This is a genomic window from Petrotoga halophila DSM 16923 (assembly GCF_002924615.1).
The window spans coordinates 1-9,667 of the sequence record NZ_JALY01000008.1; the positions used below are offsets into that span (position 1 = coordinate 1).

11 protein-coding genes are annotated in these 9,667 nt (G+C 35.2%); 3 read left to right on the forward strand and 8 right to left on the reverse strand.

What is annotated here, in order from left to right:
- Window positions 1-15 precede the first annotated feature (15 nt).
- The 7 genes from AA81_RS00295 to AA81_RS00325 all read right to left on the reverse strand — a co-directional run bounded on the left by AA81_RS00295 (window position 16) and on the right by AA81_RS00325 (window position 6,341).
- Complete coding sequence (locus AA81_RS00295; RefSeq protein ID WP_245863345.1) at window positions 16-261, reverse strand: RrF2 family transcriptional regulator; 246 nt, start codon at window positions 259-261, stop codon at window positions 16-18.
- Window positions 262-330: 69 nt separating this feature from the next.
- Window positions 331-1,398, reverse strand: coding sequence for a class I fructose-bisphosphate aldolase (locus AA81_RS00300; protein ID WP_103897855.1), 1,068 nt, complete (start codon window positions 1,396-1,398; stop codon window positions 331-333).
- 117 nt (window positions 1,399-1,515) lie between these two features.
- Window positions 1,516-2,061 carry an ECF transporter S component gene (locus tag AA81_RS00305; RefSeq protein WP_103897856.1) on the reverse strand — a complete coding sequence of 182 codons (546 nt, stop codon included), beginning with the start codon at window positions 2,059-2,061 and terminating at the stop codon, window positions 1,516-1,518.
- Between the two features lie 29 nt (window positions 2,062-2,090).
- Complete coding sequence (locus AA81_RS00310) at window positions 2,091-2,870, reverse strand: 2-phosphosulfolactate phosphatase (RefSeq protein ID WP_103897857.1); 780 nt, start codon at window positions 2,868-2,870, stop codon at window positions 2,091-2,093.
- Entirely contained in the window at window positions 2,824-3,477 is a 654-nt protein-coding gene (locus tag AA81_RS00315; RefSeq protein WP_103078298.1) for a histidine phosphatase family protein, read from the reverse strand. The genes AA81_RS00310 and AA81_RS00315 overlap by 47 nt, the downstream gene beginning before the upstream one ends.
- Before the next feature lie 17 nt (window positions 3,478-3,494).
- Window positions 3,495-5,018, reverse strand: coding sequence for a glutamine-hydrolyzing GMP synthase (gene guaA / locus AA81_RS00320; RefSeq protein ID WP_103897858.1), 1,524 nt, complete (start codon window positions 5,016-5,018; stop codon window positions 3,495-3,497).
- 30 nt (window positions 5,019-5,048) lie between these two features.
- Complete coding sequence (locus AA81_RS00325; protein WP_103897859.1) at window positions 5,049-6,341, reverse strand: nucleotidyltransferase; 1,293 nt, start codon at window positions 6,339-6,341, stop codon at window positions 5,049-5,051.
- A gap of 432 nt (window positions 6,342-6,773) precedes the next feature.
- Here AA81_RS00325 and surE point away from each other — a divergent pair, with 432 nt between their 5' ends.
- From surE to fmt, 3 genes are read left to right on the forward strand one after another with little or no spacing between them, the layout of a single operon-like run.
- Window positions 6,774-7,532, forward strand: a complete 759-nt coding sequence (gene surE, locus AA81_RS00330) for a 5'/3'-nucleotidase SurE (RefSeq protein ID WP_103897860.1) — start codon at window positions 6,774-6,776, stop codon at window positions 7,530-7,532.
- A gap of 4 nt (window positions 7,533-7,536) precedes the next feature.
- Window positions 7,537-8,097: a peptide deformylase gene (def, locus tag AA81_RS00335; protein WP_103897861.1), complete on the forward strand. Its 561-nt coding sequence runs from the start codon at window positions 7,537-7,539 to the stop codon at window positions 8,095-8,097.
- The gene (fmt, locus tag AA81_RS00340; protein WP_103897862.1) at window positions 8,094-9,053 is read left to right on the forward strand and encodes a methionyl-tRNA formyltransferase; all 960 of its coding nucleotides are present in this window, start codon (window positions 8,094-8,096) and stop codon (window positions 9,051-9,053) included. The genes def and fmt overlap by 4 nt, the downstream gene beginning before the upstream one ends.
- Here fmt and AA81_RS00345 read toward each other — a convergent pair.
- Window positions 9,040-9,667, reverse strand: a 628-nt coding sequence (locus AA81_RS00345) for a TatD family hydrolase (protein WP_103897863.1), incomplete at its 5' end; no start/stop codon positions are given. The genes fmt and AA81_RS00345 overlap by 14 nt on opposite strands.

Consider the following 9,667-nt stretch of genomic DNA (forward strand, 5'->3'; position numbering starts at 1 on the left):
TCTCAACTGTCAAACTCAGGTGATTTCCTCAGGTGCTTTTGTAAAATAAAATCCTCCAAATTTACCTTTTTCTGAAGAAACTATCTTGGCTTTTTTTAACTCGGCAAATATCTTCGCTAAAAATTCTTGTGAAATACCAGAACTTTCAGCGATCTTCGCTATTGAGATTTTGGTGTTTTTCTCATCTTTGTTTCTATTTTGAAGTTCATACATTTCATACAAACCACGTATAGCATAACAGCTCTTTACTGTTAACGACATGATAGTCCCCGCCTTTATTCTTTTTATTAAAAATCCCCTATCCCACAAACTCCTATATTCAACCTATTTTTAAGCGATTGTGATTTCTTTGCAGAGATAAACATCTTGTATGGCATTCAATATTTCTATTCCTTCTTTCATTGGTTTTTGAAACGCCTTTCGTCCACTTATAAGTCCCATTCCTCCAGCTCTTTTATTGATAACAGCGGTTTTAACAGCATCAGCTAAATCGTTTTTCCCCGAAGGTCCTCCGGAATTAATCAACCCAATTCTTCCCATATAATTGTTAACAACTTGGTATCGGGCCAAATCAATTGGATGATCTGAGACCAAGTCTGTATACATTTTTTTGCTGAATTTTCCGTATTTTTCTTCTTCGTTTAATGCTGTATAACCTCCGTTTATTTGAGGCAACTTTTGTTTAACTATATCGGCTTCAATCGTAACCCCTAAGTGATTTGCCTGTCCTGTTAAATCAGCACTTACGTGATAATCTTTCCCGTTTCTTACAAACGCATTGTTTCTCAAGTATGCCCATAATACTGTTGCCATACCTAGTTCGTGTGCCTCATGAAAGGCTTTACTGATTTCAACTATCTGCCTATCGCTTTCCTTGGAACCAAAATATATAGTTGCTCCGATAGCCGTAGCTCCCAATTCAAATGCTTGCTTCACGTTGGCAAAGAGTATTTGATCATAGGAATTAGGATAAGTTAAAAGTTCATTGTGGTTAATCTTTACGATAAATGGGATCTTGTGAGCATACTTTCTAGCCACAATTCCTAAAACCCCTAGAGTAGAAGCAACCGCATTACAGCCACCTTCAATAGCTAATTTCACGATATTTTCCGGATCAAAATAGATGGGATTGGGAGCAAAAGACGCACCTGCCGAATGTTCTATTCCTTGATCAACGGGAAGAATCGACAAATAACCCGTATTAGCCAGTCTACCATGATCAAATAAAAGTTGTAAACTTTTTAAAACTTGAGGTGATCTATCTGAGTTTACAAAAATTCTATCTACCCAATCAGGACCAGGAAGATACAATTGATCTTTTGAAATCTTTGGTGAATTAAAATTGAGTAGTTCATCTGCCTCTTCAGCAAGAAGATTTCGAATAATATCGATATCCATAAGTATTTTCCTCCTTTTAAGTTTTTTAAGCGCCCCTTCGCCCCGCAGCCCACCCTTCTAAGGAAAGATCCTGCGGTCCCTTCGCCCCGCAGTCAGCCCAGAAAATCATAGGAGTCTTTACCTTTTCGCACCGCTACCTGCCCTAACAGAAAACGGCATTCTTTTCACAATCATCGGTATAAATAACAGTTGAAGAATTATACCTGGAATTCCAAAAACATAACTCATTAAAATTGAAGTTAGAGGGCTAAAATTTATATTAAGTATTAGTCCTATGGTGTAGTAGGCTATCATATAAACACCTCTACCTATCAACATGGATACTATGAGATTAAAATATATGTTTTTCTTATTTAAAAGTCCTGATATAAACCCGTAGGTTGCAACTTCTATAGTCATAAATATAAAAACAGGAAATGGTGGCATACCGAAAAGCAAAAAATTTAAAACGGGCATTAAAGCCCCTACAAGTAATCCAATCGTTGCCCCTTCCATGATTCCAGCCATTAAAGCAACAAAATGCAACGGTAAGATTATAGTTCCCAGCATTGGATTACCGATACTATGAACCAAAAATGAAAAAACAACAACCCCCAACGCTATATACACAGGTGATCTTGCAACTCTTCTTAGAGCTGTTTGCTGAGCATTAGTATTCTCCATGTAAATCACCTCCATTTTGATATATGGATCTAAATTGAAATAGAATTTTTGAATGTATAACTGTTTTGTTTTGAATACGGTACTACTTGAAACAAATCCATGTTGAAACAAAATTCCAGATCATCTTTGAGCCCAAGATTTTTAAGCCTTTTGGCATGATCGGAATTCATGACATAACTTCTCTTGCTTTTAGTTAAATTTAAAGATATTCTTGCGCCATCGTTTAAGTTGTAAGTACGTTTTTCCATAATTTTTTGAACAAACAATCCAGCCAGATATGAATCTTCTAAAGAGACGACCCTGTTGGTACCAGAGCAAACTATGCCAATATTTTGAAAATCCCTTCGTATTATGAAATCTACCACAGAAGAAAAATTTAGCAACGAAAGGGCAATTGTATCTCCAAGTTCGTTTATTTTTTTCATAGCTTTAGATCCGTTGGAAGTAGTTAGTACAATCGATTTTTTCCTAATTTTATCAGAATTATTTAAAAATTCCAAAGGAGAATTGCCAAAATCAAAACCTTCTAACTTTATGGCTTCCCTTTCGCCGGCGAGTAAATATCCCATATTTTTTAATTCTTTAGCCACTTCGATGTCGTCGGTTACAAAAATTTCTTCTGCTCCACAATGGACTAACGCAGATATACTAGAAGTAGCCCTTAAAATATCGATAAGGATATAGAGCTGATGATTTTTTATATTCTCATTCGGTAGAAAATAGACATTCAATTCTCGTTCAAAGAGGCTTTCTTCTGTTATCTTAATCGATCTCCTTTTCTTCTGGGGTGAGATAGGTTTCCAACCCATAATATTCGAGGTGCCACGTTTCGTTTAAAGAAGCTAAAACGTATCTATAATCTCCTTCATATATGATGTGTGAGACAGATGTATTGTCAACTCTAAAAGCAGTATGTTGATTAAGTGGAATATTAAGAATCCAGGAAATAATAGTCCTAATAGCTAAACCATGTGCAACCACGACTATTTTATCCTCTAATTTATGCTCCTTAACTATTTTCTTTATAGCCCTTACAGCCCTTCTTTGCACATCCCCTAAAGCTTCAACACCTTCCACCACTGCCCAGATATCCTTGTGCCAATACTCTAATTCTTCTTTGTAATTAAGAAGTATCTCTTCTAACTTTTTCCCATCCCAATTTCCTATATTACATTCGTTAAAATCAGGATCTTTTTTTATTCGCAAATTGTGGTACTGATTGATGATTTCTGCCGTTTTAATAGCTCTTTGTAGACCGGATGAATACATTCCATCTATTTTCATATTTTTGAATCTTTCTGCAGTTGCCTTAGCCTGACTAATTCCTTCTTCATCAAGTTCTACGTCTCTTTGGCCTTGCCAAATTCCCATTTTGTTCCAAAGTGTAGCTCCATGTCTTACTAAGTAAATATCCAAAACTCAGACACCTCCAATTATTCCCATTCTATTGTAGCAGGGGGTTTTGATGAAATATCGTAAACCACTCTTGTAATTTCTTCGACTTCGTTGGTTATTCTGCTGGAAACCACGTCTAAAATTTCAAAAGGAATTTTAGACCAATCTGCGGTCATACCCTCCACACTATCAACAGATCTTAAAGCTGCTACATAACCATAACTCCTTTTATCACCAGTTATACCTACCGTTTTTACCGGTATTAAAACAGCGAAAGCTTGCCATACCTTATCGTACCAACCTGTTTCTTTAAGAGTTTTTATAAAAATACTATCTACCTTTTTTAAAATTGTTAATTTTTCTTCGTTTATTTCTCCAATGATTCGAATCGCCAATCCAGGGCCTGGAAATGGATGCCTGTACAATATCTCTCTTGGGAGACCTAAGATTTCTCCAACGCTTCTGACTTCGTCTTTGAATAGCTCTTTAAGTGGTTCGACTATTTTTAAATCTATATCCTCTGGAAGTCCTCCCACGTTGTGATGACTCTTTATTTTGAATGTCTTTTTCCCGGATTTTGCACTTTCTATGACATCTGAATATATTGTTCCCTGTATTAAATACTCGCAGTCTTTTTCTTTTTTGGCCTCTTGCTCAAAAACCCTTATAAACTCTTCCCCTATAATCTTACGTTTTTGTTCAGGATCTGTAACCCTTTTTAATTTGCTTAAAAATCGCTCCTGGGCATCTACAGTTGTCAAATTCAAACCCATATAATCTCTGAACGTACTTTCAACTTCTTCAACCTCGTTCATTCTCAAAAGGCCATGGTTTACAAAGATGGCTTTCAGATTATTGCCTATAGCCCTATGGGTTAGTACAGCCGCAACTGATGAATCTACTCCCCCTGATAGGGCTATAATTGCTTTTTTATCACCGATAGTATCTCTTATTTCCTTTATCTTATTTTCAACAAAATCCATCAAAGTCCATGAACCTTTCAACCCACATATGCCGTGAACGAAATTTTTCAATATATCAATTCCAAATTCAGTGTGTCTAACTTCCGGGTGAAATTGGATGCCGTATATATTTTCTGTTTCGTTTTCAAAAGAAGAGATGATATTGTTTGAGGTGAGAGAAGTTATTTTAAATTTCTCGGGAACTTGAGTCACCATATCCTTGTGGCTCATCCACACGTTAAATGTACTGGGAATCTTTTTAAATAAGAGGGATTGATCGGTTATGGTAATTTTCGTTTTTCCATACTCAGCTATACCTCTTTGTTCGACCTTTCCACCAAGTTTTTTCGCCATAAGCTGCATCCCATAACAAATACCTAAAATAGGCAGTTCAGCATTCAAAATTTCATCTGATATATCTGGTGCATCAATATCATAAACACTGTCAGGTCCACCAGATAAGACTATACCTTTCACATCGTTAAAGGATATATTATCGTCAAATTGAACTACTTCTGAAAATACCCCCAGATCCCTAATCCTTTTTGCTAGAAGCTGTGTGTACTGAGAACCATAATCTACGACAAGAATCTTTTCCATTGAGAAACCTCCGAAAACGAGAAGTTTTGATTATAAAATTATAACTCTCTGCTTTTTATCAGGTTCGTATGAAGATAAAGCTCTGTTTTTGTACAATAAAGTGTAAATATTACTTGCTAAAAAATCGTATTCAATCTGATTTAAGTAGATTTCAGGAATGCTTTGATACCTTTTTTTGCTTGATAATAGCTTGTCGTTTAATCTATTATATATTTTTCTGTATGTCGATGGGGTAGTAATAATTGGATAAGTAGAAAGATCTTTCATTTTACCAAGCAACTCTTGTCCTTTCTTTGTGAAGGCTAAAACCCTTAAATATTGTGGCCCATGACTGTTGTATAATTTCACGTCTCTCTCTTTTAAATCAAAGAAAATCTTTAAAAGAGTTCTTTTCACCCTTGTCAAGGTAAACCTTTTCGTCTTGACGTTGTTTATTAATTCTGTGAGGTTGGAACTTATTTTCGAAAATTTTGAATATCTAGTTTCTAATCCTTCTTTTACGCCGTCTATTTGTATTAATTCTTCTTTTTTCATCATTCGCAGCTTACCTAAAATCATATCTCGCATATCTTCAAATATTATTGGCGCTTTGCCTTTTTCAATCTCCCTAAGTAGAACCTCATATGAGAAGGGCGGAACTCCTTGCCTAACTTTGTTCATCTCGTTTTTTTCTATAAGATTTCGTATCGCAGTGGCACTGGAAATTTCACCTGTGAATTCTTTTTGATTGTATCCTGCCTTTATTCTTGGAATAGTATGTGGGATAATCTTTGAATCATATAATTTTAAAGCATTTAAATACTCTATACCTAAGATATCGTTGGATTGTTCTAATATGTCTATCAGGTTGTGTTCGTAATTTGAAGATTCTAAATACTCAACTAAGGCAAACTTTCGAGCATTTGGAAAAGAGAAACCTTTTTTTAAATTCTTGTTGAGTAACTTTTTAAAACTTTTGGGTTGTTCATACAAAATACTCGATATTTTATCCAAAACTTCTAAATTACTCGATTCACTACCAAAAACTATATCTGTAACAACATTGGTTCTTTCTAATACGCCTATGGACCCCGTGGCGAAGCCACTCGCATCCTGTATACAATAGACAAATGGTAATTCCAAGACAACGTCTACTCCCATATTTACAGCAACTTCTGCTCGAGAAAACTTATCCAAGATTGCCGGTTCTCCTCTTTGGACAAAATTTCCGCTCATCACAGCGATAGTATAATCAGGGTTAATTAAAGTTTTAGCTTCTCTTAAATGATGAAGGTGTCCATTATGAAAGGGGTTGTATTCAACAACTACACCTAAAACTTTCAAAATTGATCTCCTTATTAAATACTGCCTTTAGAAAATCTAAAGCTTGTTTTAGCGCCCCTTCGCCCAGCTCCCCACCCATAAGATTAAAAAAATCTTTGTCCTTTATCCTACAACACGCTCCTAAGGATAAAGAAATCTTCGCCTTTTATATTTATTATACCAAATTTGAGGGAGTATCCCAACACAACACGTTATTTGCGTTGCAAATGAAGGTGTGGAAATCATTTTAAAACAATTACGAAAAGAGCGTTTTGCACAAGGCTGCAAAAGCTTCGCAAATGAGTATTCGGAAATGGTTTCAAAAGAGTTATGAAAAAGCGTTTTGCATTAATCAGCAAAATTAATTAAGTATTTAATAAATTATAAAATAAATATGTTAAAATTATAAAAAGCAAATTAATAGATATATTTAAAAAAGGAGTAGAAAGACTTGTGAATATTTTACTTTCAAACGATGATGGAATAATGTCTCCAGGTATTATTACCCTAAAAACGTATCTCCAGCAAAAGCATGATGTTTACGTTGTCGCACCCGACATAGAAAGAAGTGCAACGGGTCATGGAATCACGGTAAGAAACCCTCTTTGGGCAAAAACAGTTAAGTTTGGAGACACTTTTTTTGGTCACGCAGTGAATGGAACTCCTGCTGATTGTGTTAAAATAGGATTAGACGCTATATATAAACAGATACATTTTGATGTTGTAATCTCCGGTATAAATAGGGGAGCCAATCTCGGAACGGATGTGCTTTATTCTGGCACCGTTTCTGCGGCGTTGGAAGGTGCTGTTGGTGGTTATCCTTCCATTGCTGTTTCCTGTGTTGACTTTTCCAATCCTAACTTTGAAGATGGAGCAAAGGTTGTTTTGAATATCTTGGAAAAATTAGATTTGAACAATTGGCCAGAATTTACGACATTAAACGTTAACATTCCAAAAATCCCTTATGATGAAATGAAAGGTATAAAAATTACCAAGCAAAGTAGAAGAAGATATCAAGATTACTTTGAAGAAAGAAAAGATCCTTTTGGAAATTCTTATTATTGGATGTTGGGAAATATTATAGAAGATGATAACGATGACAATTCAGATTATAATGTAATAAATCAAGGTTATGTTGCAGTAACACCGTTAAGTGTTTTCATGACAAAATATGATTTTATAGATGAATTGAAATCACGGTTGGAGGTTTAAAGAGATGGAAATTCGACTTATTGGAGACCCTGTTTTAAGAAAAAGGGCAAAAAAAGTGGAAAATTTCGACGAAAACTTAAAAAATGTAATCGATGAGATGTTTTCTACTATGTATCTATACGATGGAGTAGGTTTGGCTGCGCCTCAAGTGGGAATATCTTTGAGGTTCTTCATTATGGATTCTAGAGAAAATGAGGGAGACAGCCTCACGGCAAATAAGGAAAAGGGCAAAAAAGTTGTTATTAATCCCGAAATAATAGAGTTCGTGGGAGAAGAGGTTAGTTTTGAAGAAGGATGTTTAAGCATTCCTGATATATTTGAAGATGTGGTAAGACCTGAGGGCGTGAAGGTACGTTATCAAGATTTAAGCGGAAACATCATAGAGGAAGAACTTCACGGATATCAGGCAAGAATATTTCAACATGAAACAGATCACCTTGAGGGAATTTTATTCACTGACAAATTATCCATTGTAAAGAAAGCTAGGTTAAAAAAAGAATTGAACCAACTGATAGAAAAGGGTAAAAAACGTGCATTAGAGTTAGGTGAAACGGTTAAAATATGACAAATAGCAGGGATTTTAAAATTGTTTTCATGGGGACGCCTGATTTCGGTGCCCTTGTTTTGGAAGAATTAATAAAAAACAATTTCAATGTTGTTGGAGTATTTTCACAACCTGACAGACCTAAAGGGCGGGGGAAAAAACTTCAACCAACACCGGTTAAAGAAGTTGCTCTAAAATACAGTGTTCCCGTATTTCAACCAAAAAGTGTAAATAAGGGAGAAGGGTTTGACTTTTTGAAAGAGCTGAATCCTGATATTATTATCACCGCTGCTTTTGGAAAAATATTAAGAAAAAATGTTTTAAAACTGCCACCAAAAGGATGTTGGAACGTACATGCTTCTCTATTGCCGAAATATAGGGGAGCAGCCCCAATTCAACGAGCTATAGAAAACGGAGAAAAAGAAACAGGAATCAGTATTTTCAATATGGTAGAAGCTCTGGATGCGGGAGATATTGCCATTCGAAAAAGTATCCCTATTGAAATAAATGACAACTATGGTGTTGTTTATAAAAAATTATTATCACTTGCAAAAGAGGCTGTTTTAGAGTTTTTAAACTCATTCGATCATTTAACTTTGAAGCCACAAAACGAAGAAGGAGCCTCATATGCAGAAAAAATTACAAAAGAAGATCTAATTGTAGATTTTAATAATGATGCTAAAAATGTCCACAACAAAATAAGAGCTTACGATCCATACCCTGGAGTAAGAAGCATATACGAAAAAGAAGAGATAAAGATATTTGGATCGGAATTTTCTGATGATTTGTTGTCAATAGAAAATAAAGAAGAACCTGGAACAATAATCCGTATTGTAAAAGACGGAATACTTGTACAATGTAGAGCCGGGGCTGTAAAGATAAAAGAGATACACTTCCCCGGTAAAAAAAGAATATCTACCATAGATGCCATCAATGGGAAAAAACTAAAATTATTAGGACACTTTAGCCCTTATTAAAGAAAAGCTTTTCAACGTTACTTTTTGTTATCTCTTTCAAAGTTTCAACATCTATCCCTTTTATTTCTGATATTTTTTCATAAACATACTTTACATAAGTTGGGTTGTTTCTTTTTCCTCTGTAAGGTACAGGAGGTAAAAATGGCGCATCTGTTTCCGGTAAAATTCTTTCAACAGGTGTTTTTTCAACCACTTCCCTCAATTTATTATTTTTTGGATAGGTTATAGGGCCATCAAAACCTAAATATAATCCCAAATCCAAGAATTTTTCTGCCGCTTCCCAATCACTTGAAAAGCAATGAACGACGCCTTTTCTCGCTGGCAATCCTTTTTTCTGCAAAAAATTGTACGCCTCATCATAAGCATCTCTAATATGAAAAACTACCGGTAAGCCCATTTCTTCAGCAATATCTAATTGTGCATCCAAACTCTTATACTGGTCTTGTTTATTCGTTTCCCAATGGAAATCTAATCCGATTTCTCCAATTGCTACAATCTTAGGCTTTCCCACCAGTTCTTTTATTTTATCTAAATCTGTTTCCTTCAAATCCTGACTTTCAGTGGGATGTATTCCAACAGCTCCGAATATTTTTTCCTCATCTTTTACAAAATCT

What these genes read in the sequence shown, in the direction of transcription:
- AA81_RS00295 (WP_245863345.1), bottom strand. Translation starts at nt 261, where the DNA reads ATGTCGTTAACAGTAAAGAGCTGTTATGCTATACGTGGTTTGTATGAA.
- AA81_RS00300 (WP_103897855.1), bottom strand. Translation starts at nt 1,398, where the DNA reads ATGGATATCGATATTATTCGAAATCTTCTTGCTGAAGAGGCAGATGAA.
- AA81_RS00305 (WP_103897856.1), bottom strand. Translation starts at nt 2,061, where the DNA reads ATGGAGAATACTAATGCTCAGCAAACAGCTCTAAGAAGAGTTGCAAGA.
- AA81_RS00310 (WP_103897857.1), bottom strand. Translation starts at nt 2,870, where the DNA reads ATGGGTTGGAAACCTATCTCACCCCAGAAGAAAAGGAGATCGATTAAG.
- guaA (WP_103897858.1), bottom strand. Translation starts at nt 5,018, where the DNA reads ATGGAAAAGATTCTTGTCGTAGATTATGGTTCTCAGTACACACAGCTT.
- def (WP_103897861.1), top strand. Translation starts at nt 7,537, where the DNA reads ATGGAAATTCGACTTATTGGAGACCCTGTTTTAAGAAAAAGGGCAAAA.
- fmt (WP_103897862.1), top strand. Translation starts at nt 8,094, where the DNA reads ATGACAAATAGCAGGGATTTTAAAATTGTTTTCATGGGGACGCCTGAT.